Origin of the sequence: Cupriavidus sp. KB_39 (assembly GCF_052114485.1) — a bacterium.
GTDB lineage: Bacteria > Pseudomonadota > Gammaproteobacteria > Burkholderiales > Burkholderiaceae > Cupriavidus.
In genome coordinates, this window is the sequence record NZ_JBFREV010000035.1 from 1 (window position 1) to 18503 (window position 18503).

Consider the following 18503-nt stretch of genomic DNA (forward strand, 5'->3'; position numbering starts at 1 on the left):
CTGGAGGCGTTCCGGAAGGCGGGGATCGAGCACTGTTTCATGGGACTGACGAACTCGGCAAACCACGGGCTGAACGAGGACTACAAGGAGGCTGGACAAATCCTGGATGCCCTCCGGGCTGGTCTCGTCGTGCGCTATCGTGATGACAGTGAGTGGACGATCACGAAAGGCATGTCACCGGAGGCCCCGCAGTTCAACTTGATCGGATATAGCTACGGCTCCTTGCTAGCCGCGCAAACTGCCTGGTCCTATGCACGCGCAGGCCACGTGATCGACCATCTTGTCCTGATCGGATCCCCGATCGACGAGGATTTCCTATCCGATCTACAGACGCACCCCCGCATAGGCAAGGTTGTGACGATTGATCTGCGGGAGTTTGGGGATCCGATCTATGCCGGAATGTCCTGGGTCGAACTTGTTGCCATGGCGCCCATTCTTGGCAAACAGATGCTGGATGGAAAGGGAGAGGGACACTTCTATTACGCGCACGCCGTGAAAGACAGTCCACGTCGGTGGGAAGGCCTTGCGAAGCGTCTCGCATCGGAAGGCCTACGATGACGCCGGGATCAAGGTTGCTGCGCACCATGAACGTCATCGCGTGGCTTCTTGCCATCGTGGGCGTGGCCTACGTCGTGGCGCTGGTGCTGACCCCTTTCAAGCCCGGGGACCGCTATACCGGTCCGGCTGCGGCCTACCTTGCGATGGCCGCGCTGGCAGTCGCCGCATTGCTTATCGTGGGTCTGCTTGTCTTCTTCATCGCGCTCGTCCGGCGTCGCCCGCACAAATGGGCGATGCTCCGGGCGTTCGCAATTGGCATCGTTTGCGTCATGCTGGCGTTTGCGGTGTCCAGGGTATGGATCCATCACCAACTCCACCAGAAACAAAAAAACCCCGGCAGCAATGCCGGGGTGGCCAGTACTACCGGTGTTTTCGGCGCCGGCACCTTCAAGATTCAGACGTCTAATCGGCCTGGATATTGAATTCCTTCACGAGTTTGGTGTAGCGCGCGGTGTCCGCCGCAATCAGCTTCTGGAGCACGGCGGGCTCGCCGCCGACTGGTGTGACGGCGATGGTCGCCATCCTGGCGATGACGTCGGGCTGCTTGAGGATCTCGTTCACATGGCCGTTCAGCGTGCGGACGATTTCCGGCGGCAGATTCTTCGGGCCGAGCATCGCCTGCCACGCGCCAATCTCCACGTCCTTGTAGCCCAGCTCGCCCAGCGTCGGCACGTTCGGCGCGAAGGGGGAGCGCTTGGTGTCGGCCACGGCCAGCGGCACCAGGCTGCCATTGCCGACGTACTGCGCCACGGCGCCGTAGGTCACGTAGGTCATCGGCACCTGCCCGCCCAGCACGTCGACGATGGCCGGCGCCGTGCCCCGGTACGGCACCTGCGCGATCTTCACGCTGGCCGACTTGTTGAACATCTCGCCCATGATGTGCATCGGCGAGCCATTGCCCGGCGTGGCGTACGTCTCCAGCTTGCCGGCCTTGGCGCGCGCCACGAGGTCGCTCATCTTGGTGATGCCGGTGGTCTTGGCCACCACCACGAACAGCGATTGCGTGCCGAGCTGCGCAATCGGCGTGAAGTCGTTCTGCACGTCGTAGGTGGCGCCGGTGCCGGACTTCAACACCAGCGGGGCGATCGACAACGTGTTGGGCGCCATCAGCAGCGTGTAGCCGTCGGCGGCGGCGCGCGCCACGTAGGCGCTGCCGATGGTGCCGGCGGCGCCGGTGCGGTTCTCCACCACTACCGATTGCTTCAGCCGCGCGCCGAGCTTGTCGGCCATCAGGCGGGCGAGCACGTCCACGTCGCCGCCGGCGGGGTAGGCCACCACGATGGTGATCGGCTTGTTGGGGTAGCCGCCCTGGGCCATCGCGGGCAGGGCGGCGAGCAGGGCAGCGGCGCCGAAGGCCGCACCCATGGCGGCGAGAACGTTGCGGCGGACAGTCTTCATGGTCGAAACACCTCTTGTCAGGGTTCGCGCCCGATGCGGGGGCATGGCGGCGCGAAGGAGTCGGGGAAACGGTGCTGTGCCGGATTTCCCATCGGGCTTGTGGCGAGCGGCGCGCAAGGCAGAGGACACGCTGCCCGGCGCCGCGTGCGTCCGCCGTTCTTAGAAGATGTGCTTGATGCCGAGCATGGCGCCAAACTGCTGGCCGCCCGGCTTCGTGTTGGCGCCGGCCTGCGCGCCGCTGACGGACAACGTCAGGTTGCCGTCGTTGTTGATAAAGCCGGCGGTCGCATACACGGCCGTGCGCTTGCTGAAGTTGTACATGCCGCGGATGGCGTACAGCATCGACTTGTTATCACTGCTGTTGTAGTTCAGATAGTAGACCTGGCCGGCCAGCGTGAACGCGGGCGTGATGTCGTATGCGGCGCCGATGTAGTACAGCGCCGAGATCGGCGTGGCGCTGCCCTGGTTCTCGCGGCGGATCACGCCGGCGCCGATCTTGGTGCGATCGAGCAACACGTAGCCAGCCAGCGAGGCGCGGTCGTCACGGAGGCTGCTGCTGGTCAGGCCGGCGAAGGCGCCCGGGCCACCGCGCTGCGAGTCATACGCGGCGGTAATGCCCCAGGTCTTCTGGTCCCAGCCGATCATGGCGGACCACTCGCGGCACTGCGACTTGTCGGCCGGATTCTCGCCGGCGCAGTTCGTGCCGGCCGGGCTCGGACCGGCGTTGGCSACGTCGCGGCCGAAGCTGTACGTGCCGCCCACGGTCAGGCCGCCGAAGGTGCCCTTGTACGCGATGGCGTTGTCGGCGCGGGTGTTCGGGATGTAGCTGTCCAGCGAACCGGAGCCGAACGCGTTCGGCCCGAGGATGTCCGGATCGAGCACGGCCCAGAACAGCATGGTGTACTGGCGGCCGAACGAGACCTGGCCCCACTTGCCGCTCAGGCCGACCAGCGCCTGGCGCCCGAACAGGCGCCCGCCCTGGTTGGCGGTGCCGGAATCCGGCGCGAAGCCGGACTCCAGCACGAAGACGCTCTTCAGGCCGCCGCCGAGATCCTCGGTGCCGCGCAGGCCCCAGCGGGACGGCACGGTGCCGGTCAGCGTATTCATGCGGGCCACGCTGTTGCCGGCCGCGCCGACGTTGTTGACGAACTCGACGCCGGTGTCCACCACGCCATACAGTGTGACGGACGATTGCGCCGAGGCCAGCAGGGGCGCTGCGGCCAGCAGGCCTGCCGCGTACTTTCCGATCTTCATCTACCGTTTCCTTCTCTAGTTTTCGTGGGCTCGTCTGCGTTTCCGTCCGGCCGGGGCATGTTGGGGGACCGATCCGTCTTTGCGTTTCATTAGTAAAACAATGAACTACATAGGAAACGTTCAGCGAAATATAGACAGGAGAGCCTGCGGCGTAGATCAGGGGGAACCCTAGTGAGGCGACATGGCGACGCCGTGGCATGGCGCGGATACCACAAAGGCCTGGAATCGTTGTGGTGCGCGGCTTCCAGGGCAGCGCACCGCCTTTGCGAAAGTGGCCGGGCGGGCGAAGTCAGTCCTCGCTCGGCAAACCGAGGCAGCAAGCCGCTTTCGGGTGAAATCTGACGATGCCCCGTTGCGGGGCATGCCGAGGCCGTCCGGACTGCGCGTGGCGGCGGCGCTTCAGACGTGGATTTTTTCTACTTGTTTACCCTGATCCCACCCCTCCCGGAACCCGGCCTATAGTCGAGGAGTTTTATTTATAAATACAGGTTTCACATATGGAACAAAACGCGCCCCATCGAGCACTTGAACCGGGCGCCGACCTGCTGGCGGCGTTGGACAACCATTTCGCCGCGCGTACCGTGATGGTCGATGCGCAAGGCACACGCGTGTCCTGCCGCGTCGGTGGCGCGCATGGTCCGGTGATCGTGTTGCTGCACGGCATCAGCTCCGGCGCGGCATCCTGGCTGCCCTGCGCGAGCCTGCTCGCCGCCGGCGCGCGGGTGATTGCCTGGGATGCGCCAGGTTACGGCGATTCCACCCCATTGCCGATGCCCGCCCCCACGGCCCGCGACTACGCCGCGCGGCTCGAGCAACTGCTGGCCGCTCTCCAGGTCCGCCCGGACCTGATCGTCGGCCATTCGCTCGGCGCGCTGATGGCCGCCGGCTACGCCGCCCAGGCCGCGCCGGACATGCAACCGGCCAGCTTCCTTCTATTGAGTCCCGCACTCGGCTATGGCGCGCCGGGTAATGAGGCCAAGTCGCGCGAGGTCTCGGCCCAGCGCCTCGAAGCGCTCGACACCCTCGGCGTCGATGGTCTCGCCCAGCGCGGCCCCACCCGCCTGCTCAGCCCGGCTGCCACGCCCGATGCCCAAGCCTGGGTGCGCTGGAATATGCGCCGCCTGCATCCGGACGGCTATCGCCAGGCGGTCGCATTGCTCTGTGGCGATGACATCGATGAATACCTTGCCGATGCCTCCCGCCCCGTGGATGTCGGCTGCGGCGCGCAGGACGTGGTGACCACGCCCGCCGCCTCGTCCGCGCTGGCCGGGCGATGCCAGTTCCCGTTCCACCTGATCGCCGACGCCGGCCACGCCTGCTACATCGAGCAGCCCCGGGCCGTCGCCCAACGGATTCGCGCCACGCTGCACGATTAAGGCGAGGGTTTCAGCACTTCTCCGCCACGAACCGGCGCTTCACGGGGTTAACCCCAGTCAATTTTTGAAGCGTCGTTGTCTATAGTCGTACCTGTGTTCAATATTTAAACTCGTGTTTCACAGGTAAAACAAAGCGAGCCTGAGAACGCGAGCGCGGTTGAACCCGCCGTCCCCAACAAAGCCAGCCATGGAGCAAAGCGCAATGGAAAGCCTCTCGTACAACCCGAACCTGGTGCCGTGGGAGCGCCCCGCGCCGAACAACGTAGCGGGCAAGGGCCATATCGAGCAGCCGGGCAAGGTGGCCAACATCGTCTGGCAGACCCGTGCGGCGGCCCCCACCGCGTACGAGAACGCGCTAGCCGATGCGCTGGAGGCGGCCTTCGAGGGCGGCGCCAAGAACCCCGGCGACATCGTCCGCGCGCTCAACCGCACGAATTTCCTGGCCGCCGATGGCCAGCCGTGGACCGAGGAAGCCTTCCTCGCCGAAATGCGCCGCCTGGGCGCCTGACGCCGGAACCCCAGCGAGACAAGACATGGAATCGAACAAGCAAGCACGTGCCGAGGCGCGTCTGAACAGCGGCCTGCGCAACTACTGGTATCCGGTGGCGGCGTCGTGGCAGGTCACCCACGCGCCCATCGGCATCACCCGCCTGGGCCAGAACATCGTCGTGTGGCGTGACAACGCCGGCGCGCTGCACGCGTTGGAAGACCGCTGCCCGCACCGTGGCGCGCGTCTGTCGATGGGCTGGAACCTCGGCGACCGCGTGGCCTGCTGGTACCACGGCGTGGAAGTGGGCGGCGACGGCCAGGTCAAGAGCGTGCCGGCCGTGGAGAGCTGCCCGCTGGAAGGCCGCACCTGCGTGCGCAGCTACCCGGTGCAGGAGCAGGCCGGCGCGATCTTCCTGTGGTTCGGCGACAGCGCCCCGGCCGAAGCCGATGCCCTGCGCCTGCCCGAGGAACTGGTCAGCGACGAMCACACCAACTTCCTCTGCGTGGCCCACTGGGACTGCAACTACCGCTACGCGATCGACAACGTCATGGACCCGATGCACGGCGCCTACCTGCACGCCGTCTCGCACTCGATGGCCAGCGGCGAGAAGTCGGCCGTCATGCAGATCCGCGAGACCGAGAGCGGCCTGATCTTCGAGAAGACCGGCCAGCGCGGCGTGAACTTCGACTGGGTGGAATTCGGCGAGACCGGCACGCTGTGGCTGCGCCTGTCCATCCCCTACCGCGACAAGGTSGGCCCCGGCGGCCCGTTCGGCATCGTCGGCATGGCCACGCCGGTGGACGAGGATCACTGCCTGGTGTTCTTCTGGCGCACCCGCCACGTGCAGGGCTGGGAGCGCGACGTGTGGCGCTTCCTGTATCGCAACCGCCTGGAAGGGCTGCACTGGGACGTCCTCGAGCAAGACCGCGTGGTGCTGGAGTCGATGGCGCCGAACGCGCGCGACCACGAGATGCTGTACCAGCACGACGCCGGCATCACCCGCGTGCGCCGCCTGCTGAAGCGCCGCGCCGATGCCGAAGTGGCCAACGAACCGGTGGCGATGCTGCAACCGGCAGGCGGAGTCCCCAGCCATGCGTGACGCCGCAACCGCCAACCTGCTGGCAGGGCGCAAGGTGCTGGTCACCGGCGCCGCGCGCGGCCTCGGGCTGGCCTTCGCCACCGCGATTGCCGAAGCCGGCGGCGCCGTGGCGATGGCCGACATCCTCGCGGACCGCGTGCAGGAATCGGCCGCCGCCTTGCAGGCGAGCGGCTTCAACGTGGTGCCGCTGACGCTGGACCTGAACGACCCGGCCTCGGTGCAGGCCTGCGCCGCCGCCGCCGCAGAGGCCCTCGGCGGCCTCGACGGCCTGGTCAACAACGGCGCGGTCACCGATTCCGGCGGCCGGGACCTGACCGCGCTGGACGTGGCCACCTGGGACCGCGTGATGAGCGTGAACGTGCGCGGCACCTGGCTGATGACCGCCGCCTGCACGCCCGCGCTGCGCGCCAGCGGCCGGGGCGCCGTGGTCAACCTGGCCTCGGACACCCCGCTGTGGGGCGCGCCCAACCTGCTGGCCTACGTGGCCAGCAAGAGCGCCATCATCGGCATGACCCGCTCGCTGGCCCGTGAACTGGGCGATGCGCAGGTCACGGTCAACGCCGTGGCGCCGGGCCTCACGCTGGTGGAAGCCACCGAATACGTGCCGCAGCACCGCCACGACCTGTACCGCAACCAGCGCGCGCTCCAGCGCGAGCAAGTCCCCGACGATGTCTGCGGCGCCGTGCTGTTCGCGCTGTCCGACCTCTCCCGCTTCGTCACCGGCCAGACCCTGGCCGTGAACGGCGGCTTTGTCATGCACTGAAACCAAGGAACCCGATCCAATGAGCGATATGTCCCAACAGGAAAACATCAAGCGTAGCTGGGAGCAACCTGCCGACGCCTCGTTCGACCAGTGGATGGAAAGCCGCGTGGCGCGCTTCTCCACCCGCCGGTACGACTGGGATGCCCTGAAGTTCCAGGCCGACTACGACCCGAAGTACCGCCGCGCCCAGATGCGCTACCTCGGTACGGGCGGCACCGGCGTGGCCGCGGACACCAACACGGTGCCGTCGGAGCATTTCACGTTCTCCACGATGATCATCCCGGCCGGCCACGAAGGCCCGTCGCACCTGCACACCGATGTGGAAGAGGTCTTCTTCATCCTGCGCGGCAAGATCAAGCTGGTCCTGGAGAAGGACGGCGAGCGCTTCGAGACCATCCTGACCGACCGCGACCTCGTGTCGGTGCCGCCGGGCGTGTACCGCGAGGAAATCAACATCGGCGACGAAGACGCGCTGATGTGCGTGATGCTCGGCGCCAAGAAGCCGATCACGCCGACGTACCCGCCCGAGCATCCGCTCACCCAGGTCAAGCGCTGAACCGCGCCGATCGTCGATCCATCCAGCCATCCGCCATGAGCACCCAACCACTGCCCGCCGAGATCCAGGACCGGTACATCGTGCCCGGCCTGGAGCGTGGCCTGCGCCTGCTGGCCGAGTTCAGCGCGCGTGACCGCGTGCTGTCGGCGGCCGACCTCGCGCGCCGGCTCGACGTGCCCCGCTCCACGGTGTTCCGCCTGCTGGCGACGCTGGAAGCCACGGGCTACGTGGAGCGTGCCGACGGCGGCCGCGAATACCGGCTGGGCCTGGCCGTGCTCCGGCTCGGCTTCGACTACCTGGCCTCGCTGGAGCTGACCGAACTGGGCGCGCCGCTGCTGAACAAGCTGCGCGATGAAATCGAGTACCCGTGCAACCTCGTGGTGCGCGATGGCCGCTCGGTGGTCTACGTCGCCAAGTCGGCGGCGTCGCGCCCGTTCGCCAGCAATGTCAACGTGGGCACGCGCCTGCCGGTGCATGCGACCGTGCTGGGGCGCGTGCTGCTGGAAGACCTCTCGCTGGCGCAGCTACGCGAGATCTATCCGGAGCCGCAGTTGCAGATCTACTCGGACAGCACGCCACGCACCGTGGACGCGCTGTTCGAGATGGTGCAGCAAGACCGCTCGCGCGGCTACGTGCTGCACGAAGGCTTCTTCGAAGCCAGCATCTCCACCATCGCCGCGCCGGTGCGCGACCGCACCGGCAAGGTCACCGCCGCGCTGGGCGCCACGATCCCGGCGTCGCGCATCGACCCGGAGCAGCTCGGGCTGATGGTGGAACGGGTGAGGGCGTCCGCGCGCGAGCTGTCGCGGCTGCTGGACTACCGGCCGCATCGCGCCAACGGGCACGGCAAGGTCGTGTCTTTACATCGGGAATGAGCAAAAGAGGGGAGTGAGGACGATGTCCATGATTCAACTCGACGGCAAAGTGGCCGTCGTGACCGGCGGGTCCTCCGGCATCGGGCTGGCGACCGTCGAACTGTTGCTGGAAGCCGGCGCCGCCGTGGCCATGTGCGGCCGTGACGAACGGCGCCTGCGCCAGGCCGAGGCCTCGCTGCGCGCGCGTTTCACCGGCTGCCGCCTCTACGCGGCCCAGTGCGACGTGCTGCAGGCTGCGCAGGTCAACGCCTTCGCCGCCGACGTGGCGCGCGAACTCGGCCCGGTGGACATGCTGGTCAACAACGCCGGCCAGGGCCGCGTGTCGACCTTCGCCAGCACCGAGGACGCCGCCTGGATGGAGGAGCTGCAACTGAAGTTCTTCTCCGTGATCCACCCGACCCGYGCCTTCCTGCCGCAACTCGAGCAGTCGGGGCAGGGCGCCGTGGTCTGCGTGAACTCGCTGCTCGCCACCCAGCCGGAGCCGCATATGGTCGCCACCTCGGCGGCGCGCGCCGGTGTGCACAACCTCGTGCGCTCGCTGGCCACCGAATTCGCGCCGCGCGGCGTGCGCGTGAACGGCATCCTGATCGGGCTCGTCGAGTCCGGCCAGTGGCGCCGCCGCTTCGACGCGCGCCCGGAGGAAGACCGCCACCTGGACTGGACCGCGTGGACCGCGCGTCTGGCCCGCCAGAAGAACATCCAACTGGGCCGTCTCGGCCTGCCGCAGGAAGCCGCGCGCGCCATCCTGTTCCTTGCCTCGCCGTTGTCTTCGTACACCACGGGCAGCCACATCGATATTTCCGGAGGACTCTCCCGTCATGCGTAACGAACAACAACAAGTCACCGTGGGCTGCGCCATCGCGGCCTTCCTCGAACAGTGCGGCGTCAAGGCTGCCTTCGGCGTGATTTCGATCCACAACATGCCCATCCTCGACGCGATGGGCGAGCGCGGCAAGATCCGCTTCGTGCCGGCGCGCGGCGAAGCGGGCGGCACCAATATGGCCGATGCCTACGCCCGCACCACGGGTGGCCTGGGCGTGTGCCTGACCAGCACGGGCACGGCGGCGGGCAATGCCGCCGGCGCGATGGTCGAGGCCCTGACGGCCGGCACGCCGATGCTCCACATCACCGGCCAGATCGAAACGCCGTACCTGGACCAGAGCCTCGCCTATATCCACGAGGCCCCGGACCAGCTCACCATGCTGAAGGCCGTGTCGAAGGCCGCCTTCCGCATCCGCAGCGCCGACACCGCGCTCTCGACCATCAAGCTGGCCGTGCAGACCGCGCTGACGGCGCCGACCGGCCCGGTCAGCGTGGAAATCCCCATCGACATCCAGGCCGCGCTGATCCCGATGCCGGCCGACCTGCAACCGCTGCCGGTGCCGCAGCACCAGCCCTCGGCCCATGCGCTCGACGCGCTGGCCGACCAACTCGCCAAGGCCCGCCGGCCGATGCTGTGGCTCGGCGGCGGCGCGCGCCACGCCAGCCAGCAGGTCAAGCGCCTGCTGGACATGGGGTTTGGCGTGGTCACCTCCACGCAGGGTCGCGGCATCGTGGCGGAGGACGATCCGCGCTCGCTGGGCGCCTACAACCTCCACAAGCCCATCGAAACCTTCTACCAGACGTGCGATGCGATGCTGGTGGTCGGCTCGCGCCTGCGCGGCAATGAAACCCTGAAGTACGAGCTGAAGCTGCCGCGCCCGCTGCTGCGTATCGACGCCGATCCGGCCTCGGAAGGTCGCTGCTACCAGAGCGACCACTTCGTCAGCGGCGACGCCGCSCTGGCGCTGGATGGCCTCGCCGATCGGCTTGAAGGCCGCCTGAAAGTGGACGCCAGTTTCGCCGCCGACCTGCGCCGTGCCCACGACGTGGCCGTGGGCGCGCTGGTGGACGGCCTCGGCCCGTACAGCGCGCTGGTGCAGGCGCTCCAGCAGGCGGTGGGCCGCAACTTCAACTGGGTGCGCGACGTCACGGTGTCCAACAGCACCTGGGGCAACCGTCACCTGCAGATTTTCGATTCCCGCGCCGGCGTGCACGCGCTCGGCGGCGGTATCGGCCAGGGCCTGGCCATGGGCATCGGCGCCGCCATCGGCGCGGCGGCCACGGCTTCGGGCAAGAAGACCTTCACGCTGGCCGGGGATGGCGGGTTCATCCTGAACCTGGGCGAACTCGCCACGGCGGTGCAGGAGCGTGCCGACATGGTCATCGTGCTGATGAACGACAAGGGCTACGGCGTGATCAAGAACATCCAGGACGCGCAGTACGGCGGTCGCCGCCACTACGTGGACCTGCACACGCCGGACTACGCCCAGCTCTCGAAGTCGCTCGCGCTGCGTCACCGCCGTGTGAGCAACCTCGCCGACATCGGCGCGGCGCTGGAAGAGGCCACGGTCGAGCCGGGCCCGTTCCTGCTGGAAATCGACATGCTGTCCATCGGCAGCTTCAAGACCGTGTTCGCCGGCCCGCCGGTCAACAAGCAGCAGCCGATTGCAAGCCCGACTTCCAGCCCCGTATCGACCCCGGCGGCAGCAGCCGCTGCGGCGGCGGCTTAAGCCAACCAGGAGAACGTCCATGCTGCATGTGTCCATGGTGGGTTGCGGGGCGATTGGCCGCGGCGTGCTGGAACTGCTGAAGTCGGAYCCGGATGTCGTGTTCGACGTCGTGATCGTGCCGGCGGGCACGATGGACGCGGCACGCGGCGCGCTGTCGGCGCTGGCGCCCAATGTGCGCGTGGCCACCGGGCTGGCCGATGGCGACCGTCGCCCGGACCTGCTCGTGGAGTGYGCGGGCCATCGCGCGCTGGAGGAGCATATCGTGCCGGCGCTGGAGCGTGGCATTCCGTGCATGGTGGTGTCAGTCGGCGCGCTGTCCGAGCCGGGCATGGCCGAGCGCCTGGAGGCGGCAGCCCGCCGTGGCAACACGCAGGTGCAGCTCCTGTCGGGCGCCATCGGCGCCATCGACGCGCTGGCTGCCGCCCGCGTGGGCGGTCTGGACGAAGTCATCTACACCGGCCGCAAGCCGGCCCGCGCCTGGGCCGGMACGCCGGCGGCCGACCTGTTCGACCTCGACGCCCTGACCGAAGCCACGGTGATCTTCGAAGGCACCGCGCGCGACGCCGCGCGGCTCTATCCGAAGAACGCCAACGTGGCCGCCACGGTCTCGCTGGCCGGGCTCGGCCTGGACCGCACGTCGGTCAAGCTGCTGGCCGACCCGCACGCGGAGGAGAACGTCCACCACGTGGAAGCACGCGGCGCGTTTGGCGGCTTCGAGCTGACCATGCGCGGCAAGCCGCTCGCGGCCAATCCCAAGACGTCCGCGCTGACCGTGTTCAGCGTGGTGCGCGCCCTCGGCAACCGCGCCCACGCGGTGTCGATCTGAAGTGAATCTGACATGAGCACACAACAAGTCCTCCCGATCTGCATCGCCGGCGCCTGGCGCCTGGGTTCGGGCGACCGCTACGCCACGCGCTACCCCGCCACCGGCGAAGTCGTGGCCGAACTGAACGCGGCCAGCCTGGCCGATGTGGAAGAAGCCGTGCAGGGCGCCCATCGCGCCTTCCTGACCAGCGGCTGGGCGCAGCGCAAGCCGCATGAGCGCGCCGCCGTGCTGTACCGCGTGGCCGAGATGATCCGCGCGCGCGCCGAGCCGCTGGCCCAGCGCCAGCGCCTGGACAATGGCAAGCCGATCAGCGAGACGCGTGCGCTCGTCGCCAGCGCCGCCGGCACGTTCCAGTTCTTCGCCGCCGCCTGCGAAACCATGGAGGAATCCATCACGCCGCAGCGGGGSGACTGCCTGACCATGAGCGTCTACGAGCCGATGGGCGTGGTGGCCGCCATCACGCCGTGGAATTCGCCGATTGCCAGCGAGGCACAGAAGATGGCGCCCGCGCTGGCCGCCGGCAACGCCGTGGTGGTCAAGCCGGCCGAGGTAACGCCGCTGATGGCGCTGGAACTGGCCGCGATCTGCGAGGAAGCTGGCGTGCCCCGGGGCCTGATCAGCGTGCTGCCGGGCAAGGGCTCGGTGATCGGYGACGCCATCACCAAGCATCCGCTGGTGCGCCGCGTGTCGTTCACGGGCGGCACCACCACSGGCAAGCACATCGCCCACATCGCCGCGGACAAGATGATGCCGGTGTCGCTGGAACTGGGCGGCAAGTCSCCGACCATGATTTTCGACGACGCCGACCTGGACCACGCGGTGAACGGCGTGCTGTACGGCATCTTCAGTTCGTCGGGCGAATCGTGCATCGCCGGCTCGCGCCTGTTCGTGGCACGCGCGCAGTACGAGCCGTTCATGGACCGTCTGGCCGCCGCCGCCGCCAGGCTGCGCGTGGGCGATCCGGCCGACGAACGCACCCAGATGGGCCCGCTGATCACCGACCGGCACCGCGACAGTATCGAGTCCTACGTGGCGATGGGCGTGGAAGACGGCGGCCAGCTGCGCACGGGCGGCATGCGCCCGGACGTGGCGGGGCTGGCCAACGGCTACTTCTACATGCCGACCATCATCGAAGGGCTCGATAACCACGCGCGCATCTGCCAGGAGGAGATCTTCGGGCCGGTGCTGGTGGCGATGCCGTTCGACGACGAGGACGACCTGATCGCCCAGGCCAACGACAGCATCTACGCCCTGGCCGCCGGCATCTGGACGCGCGACTACAAGCGCGCCTGGCGGGTGGCACGATCCGTGCAAGCCGGGAACGTGTGGATCAACACCTACAAGCAGTTCTCGATCTCGACGCCGTTCGGCGGCTGGCGGGACAGCGGCCTGGGCCGCGAGAAGGGACGACTGGGCATCCTGCAATACATGGAACAGAAGGCCGTGTACTGGGGCCTGAACGAACAACCGCTGCCGTGGGCCAACTGAGCCCGGGTATCAACCGGCAGGACGGAGAAGCAAGATGAAGGTATTGGGAATCGACGAAATCACCTACGGCGCCGACGACTTCGACGCGTGCCGAGGCTTCTTCAGCGACTGGGGCCTCACGGTCAAGCGCGACGACGCCGAGGCGCTGGACTTCGAAACGCTGAACGGCTGCCGCGTGCTGGTGCGCAAGATCGCCGATCCGGCGCTGGCGCCGGCCATCGAGGACGGCCCCACGCTGCGCGAGGTGGTGTGGGGCGTGGCGGACCAGGCGTCGCTGGAGGCGATTGCCGACGCCATCGGCGCCGAGCCGACCTTCGTGCGCCAGCAGGACGGCGCGCGCGTGGGCTGCACCGACCCGAACGGGCTGGCCGTGCGCTTCCAGGTCTCGCGCAAGCGCGAGGTGGAGGTGGAATGCGCGGTGATGAACACGTGGAACGAAAAGCCGCGCCTGAACCAGCGCAGCCCGGTCTACGAGCGCGCCGCGCCGATCGAGGTGGGCCACGTGGTGTTCTTCGTCACGGACGTGAAGGCCACCGAGCGCTTCTATGTGGAGAAGTTCGGCTTCGTGCAGTCGGACAACTATCCGGAGCGCGGCGCCTTCCTGCGCTGCGCGGCCGAGGGCGGCCACCACGACCTGTTCCTGCTGCAGCTGCCGCAGCCCAAGCGCGGCCTGAACCACGTCGCCTTCACGGTGCGGGACATCCACGAGGTCTTCGGCGGCGGCATGCACATGTCCCGCACGGGCTGGGACACCCAGCTCGGCCCGGGCCGCCACCCGATCTCGTCCGCCTACTTCTGGTACTTCAAGAATCCGGCCGGCGGCCTGATCGAGTACTACGCCGACGAGGACCAGCTCGACGCCCACTGGGAGCCGCGCGCGTTCGAGCCGGGCCCGACCGTGTTCGCCGAATGGGCCATCGAGGGTGGCATCGACGGCAATACGCGCCGGCAGAAGAACGCCGGCGGCCCGCAGGGCAAGTTCCTCACGGAAAAGCGTTGAATCGGTGTTGAAGTYGCTGTTGCCTCTGGCGAGGCAAGCATTGAGAAGGAAGCAGTCATGAGTGCCAGTCAATCCCTGACGATGCGCGTGCAGGCCATGCGGTTCGAGGCGCGCGGTGTGGTCAGCATCGAGCTGCGCGACCCCAGCGGCGCCACCTTGCCCGARTTCAGCCCGGGCGCGCATATCGACCTCCACCTGGCCAACGGCCTGGTGCGCAGCTATTCGCTGTGCGGTGCGCCCGAGGCGCGCGACCGCTACACCGTGGGCGTGCTGCAGGACCGCAACAGCCGGGGCGGCTCGCGCTTCGTGCACGAGCAGCTGCGCGTGGGCAGCACGCTCACCGTGGCGACGCCGCGCAACCACTTCGCGCTGGACGAGGACGCCGCGCACACGGTGCTGGTGGCCGGCGGCATTGGCGTCACGCCCATCGTCTGCATGGCGCGCCGGCTGGCCGAGCTTGGCCGGGCGTTCACGCTGGTGTACTGCGCCCGTTCGCGGGAGGAGGCGGCCTTCGTCGACACCCTGTCGGCCTATGGCGACGCCGTGCGCTTCCATTTCGATGACGAGCAGGGCGCGCCGCCGGACCTCCAGGCGATGCTGGCCGGGCAGGAGGCCGGCACGCACTTCTACTGCTGCGGCCCCGGCCCGATGCTCAACGCCTTCGAGGCGGCCTGCGCGGCCCACGGCTACGCCAACGTCCACATCGAGCGCTTTGCCGCCGACCCGGCCACCGAGGCGGTGCAGGAGGGCGAGTACAGCGTCACGCTGCAACGCACGGGYGCCAACGTGCGCGTGCCGTCCGGCAAGTCGCTGCTCGATGCCCTGCTGGAAGCCGGCGTGGCAATGGAGTACAGCTGCCGGGAGGGCGTGTGCGGCTCGTGCGAGACCGCCGTGCTCGACGGCTGCCCWGACCACCGCGACAGCGTGCTCAGCAACAGCGAGCGCGCCGCCAACAACACCATGATGGTGTGCGTATCCGGATGCAAGGGCCAGCGGCTCGTGCTGGATCTCTGAGCCGCCGAGGAAACCCCCACCGATGTATATCGATAGCGTAGACGGCGCGGCATCAGCCAGCGCCACGGCCCCCGCACACCCCCAGGCCAACCCCCGCGCCGTTACGCGCGGCCAGATCATCGCCCGTATCGAGCGGATGCCCGGCAACGCGATGCATATCCGCGCCCGGCTGCTGATCGGCCTCGCCACYTTCTTCGACGGCTTCGACGTGATCGCCATCGCGGCCACGCTGCCGCTGCTGATCGCCAACTGGTCGCTCACGCCGGGCCAGATCGGCTTCCTGATCGCGGCGCCCTCGGTGGGCCAGCTGGTCGGCGCGCTGCTGTTCCCGGCGCTGGCCGAGCGCTTTGGCCGGCTGCGTTCGGTGGGCTGGAGCGCGGGCATCATCGGCCTGATGAGCATTGCCTGCGGCTTCGCGCCGTCGTTCGAGATTTTCGCGCTGCTGCGCATCATCCAGGGGCTGGGGCTGGGCGGCGAACTGCCGGTGGCGGCCACCTATATCAACGAGGTCACCCGCGCGCATGGCCGGGGCCGCTTCGTGCTGCTGTACGAGGTGGTGTTCCCGATCGGGCTGATGGTGTCCAACGCGATGGGCGCCTTCCTGGTGCCGCGCTACGGCTGGGAGGTGATGTACTTCCTGGGCGGGGTGCCGATCGTGCTGTTCTTCGTGCTGCGCAAGCTGATTCCCGAGTCGCCGCGCTGGCTGGCGGAGAAGGGCCGGCTGGGCGAGGCCGACGCGGCGCTGAGCGCCTTCGAGGCCCGCGCCAAGCAGCCGCTACCACCAGTGGGCGATACCTCGGCSTTCGACGCCATGGCGGCCCGCCACCCGCGCCGCCGCGTGCGCGACCTCGTCGGCCGCGTCTATATCGGCCGCACGCTGGCTGTGTGGATGCTGTGGGCGACCTGCGGTTTCATCCAGTACGGGCTGTCGACGTGGCTGCCCACGGTCTACAAGACCGTCTACCACGCGCCGCTGCAACTGGCGCTGAACCTCGCGGCGGGCGCCTCGGTGCTGGGCGTGGTCGGGTCGCTGATCTGCGCGATGGTGGTGGACAAGGTGGGCCGCAAGCCGGTGATCAAYGTGTCCTTCGTGCTGTGCGCGGTGTCGCTGGTGCTGGCGGGCGTGTTCCACGCCTCCACGGTCTACGTGGTGGCCACGTTCTGCGCGCTGGCGATGGGCTTCCTGGCCTGCGGCTTCATCACGGCCTATGTCTACACGCCGGAGCTGTACCCCACCAGCATCCGCGCCATGGGCTGCGGGCTGGGCGGCGCGTGGCTCAAGATCTCGGCGATCTTCGCCCCGGGGCTGATCGCCAGCACCATCGGCAGCGGCAACCTGAGCCTGGCGTTCTACGGGCTGGCTGTGGTGCCGCTAGTGGCCGCCGTGACGGTGTTCTTCCTCGGCATCGAGACCAAGGGTCAGGTGCTGGAGGCGCTGGAGGCCTAGCCTCGGCAACGCTGAAGGGGGTCAGTCGCGGCCGGCGCCGGTGCAGATGCCGTGCAGCTTGCGCAGGCCCGTGTACAGGCCGTGGCGCTCCTCGGGCGTCAGCAGGCGGATCACCGATGCCTGCCCGCGCTGCGCCAGCGGAATCACCTGCGCATGGAGCGCCTCGCCAGCGGGCGTGATGCGGCAGATCAGGCGCCGGCGCGGCGTGCTGCCTTCCGACTCCAGTGTGACGAGCCCCCGGTCCTCCAGCAGCCGCAGGGTGCGGCTGACCAGCGCCTTGTCCGAGGTGGACTGCTTGACCATCTCCGCGAAGGACAGCTCCTTGCCATGCGCCAGCAGCGCCAGCATGCGCCATTCCGGCACGGTCAGTTCGAACTGCGTGGCGTACGGCTCGGTCACGCTGCTGCGCAGCGCCGTCACTAGCTGGCTCAACATCGTCGTCAGGAAGTCGTTGACGGTCAGTCCTGTGCCCGCCTCGTCGAGTTGAGACCAGGGATCTGCGGCCGGAGTGGCTTGTTCGTGTGCGGAGGTGGGGCTGGACATGGCGAAGTGGAAGGCGGGAAAGGATGCCGCGGAATGTCGCGGGATGCCGCAAGACGGCCGGAAACCGGCGGCGATTGTCTCACAGCTGGCGGGGCCCGCAACTTTGTGCCACGCAGCAAAACACGACAGATCACAAGGGGCTATGTCAATCCGGGATTAACTTAAGTTGAGTCATCAACAAAGTCGCCCTAATCTGAATTCGTTCCTGATGTGAATCCGGGTTTYWTAGATAAAACATATCTGCTAGGGTTCGGAGTGGAGACGTGCGGGGGCTCGTGCTGTGCGCGACGCCGCATGTTATACGGATCCGTTGCCAGCCGGCTGAAGTGCGAAAAGCCGGCGGCAGGACCGAACGCTACGCAGAGAGAGACCATGAACCAGGACCTTCCCAGAGAGGAAACGCAGCAGGAAACGCAGCAGGAAGTACAGGACACACAAGATAAGTACATCGTGCCGGGGCTCGAACGCGGGCTCAGGCTGTTGGGCGAGTTCAGCAGCAAGGACCGCACGCTGTCGGCGGCGGAACTGGCGCGGCGGCTGAAGGTGCCGCGCTCGACGGTGTTCCGGCTGCTGGCCACGCTGGAGATGATGGGCTTCGTGGAACGGACCGACGGCGGGCGCGAATTCCGCCTCGGCATGGCGGTGCTGCGGCTGGGCTTCGACTACCTGGCCTCGCTGGAGCTGACCGAACTGGGCCGGCCGTTGCTGGACCGCCTGCGCGACGACATCCACTACCCGTGCAACCTGGTGGTGCGGGATGGCCGGTCGATCGTGTACGTGGCCAAGTCGGTGGCGGCGCGGCCGTTCACCAGCACGGTGAACGTGGGCACCCGCCTGCCGGCGCATGCCACGGTGCTGGGACGCGTGCTGCTGGAAGACCTCTCGCTGGAGGCGCTGCGGGAGCTGTATCCGGAGCCACGGCTGGAGGTGTACTCGGACAGCACGCCGCGCACCGTGGAAGAGCTGTACGAGATGGTGCAGCGTGACCGCCAGCGCGGCTATGTGCTGCACGAAGGCTTCTTCGAGGCCAGCATCTCGACCATCGCCGCGCCGGTGCGTGACCGCACCACGCGCGTGGTGGCSGCGCTGGGGGCGACCATCCCGGCAGCCCGGATCGATCCGGCGCTGCTCGATTCGATGGTCGAGAAGGTGCGCGAGGCGGCAGGGGAGCTGTCGCGCCTGCTGGATTACCGGCCGACCCTGCAGGGCAGGGTGGCCAACGAATGACGCCGGGCTGATGCCCCGGCGGATGGCGAAATCACGG

Annotated in this window: 19 protein-coding genes; 16 read left to right on the forward strand and 3 right to left on the reverse strand. The window is 68.0% G+C overall.

Annotated elements, in window-relative coordinates; genetic code table 11:
* Both AB4Z27_RS22355 and AB4Z27_RS22360 read left to right on the forward strand, forming a co-directional pair.
* On the forward strand, positions 1-558 hold a 558-nt coding region (locus tag AB4Z27_RS22355), incomplete at its 5' end, for a hypothetical protein (RefSeq protein WP_441645289.1).
* 26 nt (positions 559-584) lie between these two features.
* Complete coding sequence (locus AB4Z27_RS22360; RefSeq protein ID WP_441593653.1) at positions 585-980, forward strand: hypothetical protein; 396 nt, start codon at positions 585-587, stop codon at positions 978-980.
* Here the strand turns inward: AB4Z27_RS22360 and AB4Z27_RS22365 are convergent.
* Both AB4Z27_RS22365 and AB4Z27_RS22370 read right to left on the reverse strand, forming a co-directional pair.
* The gene (locus AB4Z27_RS22365) at positions 961-1956 is read right to left on the reverse strand and encodes a Bug family tripartite tricarboxylate transporter substrate binding protein (protein WP_092293455.1); all 996 of its coding nucleotides are present in this window, start codon (positions 1954-1956) and stop codon (positions 961-963) included. The two genes, AB4Z27_RS22360 and AB4Z27_RS22365, sit on opposite strands and share 20 nt — an antisense overlap.
* 159 nt (positions 1957-2115) lie before the next feature.
* Positions 2116-3210, reverse strand: a complete 1095-nt coding sequence (locus AB4Z27_RS22370; protein ID WP_092293453.1) for a porin — start codon at positions 3208-3210, stop codon at positions 2116-2118.
* Between the two features lie 497 nt (positions 3211-3707).
* Here AB4Z27_RS22370 and AB4Z27_RS22375 point away from each other — a divergent pair, with 497 nt between their 5' ends.
* The 13 genes from AB4Z27_RS22375 (at position 3708) to AB4Z27_RS22435 (ending at position 16696) form a co-directional block, all read left to right on the forward strand.
* A complete protein-coding gene (locus AB4Z27_RS22375; protein ID WP_441645290.1) occupies positions 3708-4586 on the forward strand; it encodes an alpha/beta fold hydrolase in 879 nt (292 codons plus the stop codon).
* A gap of 202 nt (positions 4587-4788) precedes the next feature.
* Positions 4789-5094, forward strand: a complete 306-nt coding sequence (locus AB4Z27_RS22380) for a recombinase-like helix-turn-helix domain-containing protein (protein WP_441645291.1) — start codon at positions 4789-4791, stop codon at positions 5092-5094.
* Positions 5095-5119: 25 nt separating this feature from the next.
* Positions 5120-6175 carry an aromatic ring-hydroxylating dioxygenase subunit alpha gene (locus AB4Z27_RS22385; RefSeq protein WP_441645292.1) on the forward strand — a complete coding sequence of 352 codons (1056 nt, stop codon included), beginning with the start codon at positions 5120-5122 and terminating at the stop codon, positions 6173-6175.
* Positions 6168-6938, forward strand: a complete 771-nt coding sequence (locus tag AB4Z27_RS22390; RefSeq protein ID WP_441645293.1) for an SDR family oxidoreductase — start codon at positions 6168-6170, stop codon at positions 6936-6938. Before AB4Z27_RS22385 ends, AB4Z27_RS22390 begins: the two co-directional genes overlap by 8 nt.
* A 19-nt stretch (positions 6939-6957) precedes the next feature.
* Entirely contained in the window at positions 6958-7494 is a 537-nt protein-coding gene (locus tag AB4Z27_RS22395; RefSeq protein WP_092293443.1) for a cupin domain-containing protein, read from the forward strand.
* Between the two features lie 35 nt (positions 7495-7529).
* Positions 7530-8369 carry an IclR family transcriptional regulator gene (locus AB4Z27_RS22400; protein WP_092293441.1) on the forward strand — a complete coding sequence of 280 codons (840 nt, stop codon included), beginning with the start codon at positions 7530-7532 and terminating at the stop codon, positions 8367-8369.
* 22 nt (positions 8370-8391) lie between these two features.
* Positions 8392-9195, forward strand: a complete 804-nt coding sequence (locus tag AB4Z27_RS22405; RefSeq protein WP_092293439.1) for an SDR family oxidoreductase — start codon at positions 8392-8394, stop codon at positions 9193-9195.
* Entirely contained in the window at positions 9188-10921 is a 1734-nt protein-coding gene (locus tag AB4Z27_RS22410) for a thiamine pyrophosphate-binding protein (protein WP_441593658.1), read from the forward strand. The genes AB4Z27_RS22405 and AB4Z27_RS22410 overlap by 8 nt, the downstream gene beginning before the upstream one ends.
* A gap of 19 nt (positions 10922-10940) precedes the next feature.
* Positions 10941-11747 carry an aspartate dehydrogenase gene (locus tag AB4Z27_RS22415; RefSeq protein ID WP_092293435.1) on the forward strand — a complete coding sequence of 269 codons (807 nt, stop codon included), beginning with the start codon at positions 10941-10943 and terminating at the stop codon, positions 11745-11747.
* Between the two features lie 12 nt (positions 11748-11759).
* Positions 11760-13235, forward strand: coding sequence for an aldehyde dehydrogenase (locus AB4Z27_RS22420; protein ID WP_441645294.1), 1476 nt, complete (start codon positions 11760-11762; stop codon positions 13233-13235).
* Positions 13236-13269: 34 nt separating this feature from the next.
* Positions 13270-14235 carry a VOC family protein gene (locus AB4Z27_RS22425; protein WP_092293431.1) on the forward strand — a complete coding sequence of 322 codons (966 nt, stop codon included), beginning with the start codon at positions 13270-13272 and terminating at the stop codon, positions 14233-14235.
* Between the two features lie 57 nt (positions 14236-14292).
* A complete protein-coding gene (locus tag AB4Z27_RS22430) occupies positions 14293-15249 on the forward strand; it encodes a PDR/VanB family oxidoreductase (RefSeq protein WP_441645295.1) in 957 nt (318 codons plus the stop codon).
* Between the two features lie 22 nt (positions 15250-15271).
* Entirely contained in the window at positions 15272-16696 is a 1425-nt protein-coding gene (locus tag AB4Z27_RS22435; RefSeq protein WP_177219894.1) for an MFS transporter, read from the forward strand.
* Positions 16697-16717: 21 nt separating this feature from the next.
* Here AB4Z27_RS22435 and AB4Z27_RS22440 read toward each other — a convergent pair whose 3' ends face one another.
* Positions 16718-17239, reverse strand: a complete 522-nt coding sequence (locus AB4Z27_RS22440) for a MarR family winged helix-turn-helix transcriptional regulator (protein WP_092293426.1) — start codon at positions 17237-17239, stop codon at positions 16718-16720.
* Positions 17240-17611: 372 nt separating this feature from the next.
* On the opposite strand from AB4Z27_RS22440, the gene AB4Z27_RS22445 reads away from it, so the two are divergent.
* Positions 17612-18466, forward strand: coding sequence for an IclR family transcriptional regulator (locus AB4Z27_RS22445; RefSeq protein WP_092293424.1), 855 nt, complete (start codon positions 17612-17614; stop codon positions 18464-18466).
* The last annotated feature ends 37 nt before the right edge of the window (positions 18467-18503 follow it).

Coding starts and splice junctions, on each gene's coding strand:
- AB4Z27_RS22390 (WP_441645293.1), top strand. CDS start 6,168: ATGCGTGACGCCGCAACCGCCAACCTGCTGGCAGGGCGCAAGGTGCTG.
- AB4Z27_RS22395 (WP_092293443.1), top strand. CDS start 6,958: ATGAGCGATATGTCCCAACAGGAAAACATCAAGCGTAGCTGGGAGCAA.
- AB4Z27_RS22440 (WP_092293426.1), bottom strand. CDS start 17,239: ATGTCCAGCCCCACCTCCGCACACGAACAAGCCACTCCGGCCGCAGAT.
- AB4Z27_RS22400 (WP_092293441.1), top strand. CDS start 7,530: ATGAGCACCCAACCACTGCCCGCCGAGATCCAGGACCGGTACATCGTG.
- AB4Z27_RS22360 (WP_441593653.1), top strand. CDS start 585: ATGAACGTCATCGCGTGGCTTCTTGCCATCGTGGGCGTGGCCTACGTC.
- AB4Z27_RS22425 (WP_092293431.1), top strand. CDS start 13,270: ATGAAGGTATTGGGAATCGACGAAATCACCTACGGCGCCGACGACTTC.
- AB4Z27_RS22365 (WP_092293455.1), bottom strand. CDS start 1,956: ATGAAGACTGTCCGCCGCAACGTTCTCGCCGCCATGGGTGCGGCCTTC.
- AB4Z27_RS22375 (WP_441645290.1), top strand. CDS start 3,708: ATGGAACAAAACGCGCCCCATCGAGCACTTGAACCGGGCGCCGACCTG.
- AB4Z27_RS22380 (WP_441645291.1), top strand. CDS start 4,789: ATGGAAAGCCTCTCGTACAACCCGAACCTGGTGCCGTGGGAGCGCCCC.